Source organism: Streptomyces sp. DH24 (assembly GCF_029813775.1).
In the GTDB taxonomy this organism is placed as follows: domain Bacteria; phylum Actinomycetota; class Actinomycetes; order Streptomycetales; family Streptomycetaceae; genus Streptomyces.
Genome location: NZ_JARVKW010000113.1, coordinates 1 through 462, shown reverse-complemented (window position 1 = coordinate 462; position 462 = coordinate 1). Strand labels below are relative to the sequence as shown.

Annotated in this window: 1 pseudogene; it reads right to left on the bottom strand. The window is 46.8% G+C overall.

Going from position 1 to position 462, the window contains the following annotated elements:
- Positions 1-116 precede the first annotated feature (116 nt).
- A pseudogene (gene papG-II / locus QC282_RS32085) lies at positions 117-462 on the bottom strand (P fimbria tip G-adhesin PapG-II); the annotation flags it as partial.

The window sequence follows — 462 nt, the reverse complement described above, 5'->3', positions numbered from 1 at the left end:
TTATCCATACTGCTCAGTAATCGCGGATCATTCACCAGCCCTCCGCCCGTCTGAAAGGTGACTTCCCGGGGCATCCCAGATATCCACAACACTCTATCCGGCTCCGGATAAACCATTTATGGCAATATCATGAGCAGCGTTGCTGAACCAGATAGTACTCCTGGTTGTATCTTTGAAGATTCACCATAGAGGCGACTGCCGATGGTCAGGTTTTGTGTACCTGCTTTGTACCATCTCATCGTTGTCTCTCCTGTGTCCACCCCGTTAACCGAAACAATGGAGTCCCAGCCATGCCCCAGACCAACCGAAAATTTCTTACCATGGCTGTATGTCGGAGTTGTATTTCTTAACAGCATAAAACGAATATTTGCAGGCACATCGCAAGACACAGAAAGAGTCTGAGCCGCATAATGATTATTAGCGCTATTAATAGACAGATCACCATGCTTTATTTCCAGAGAC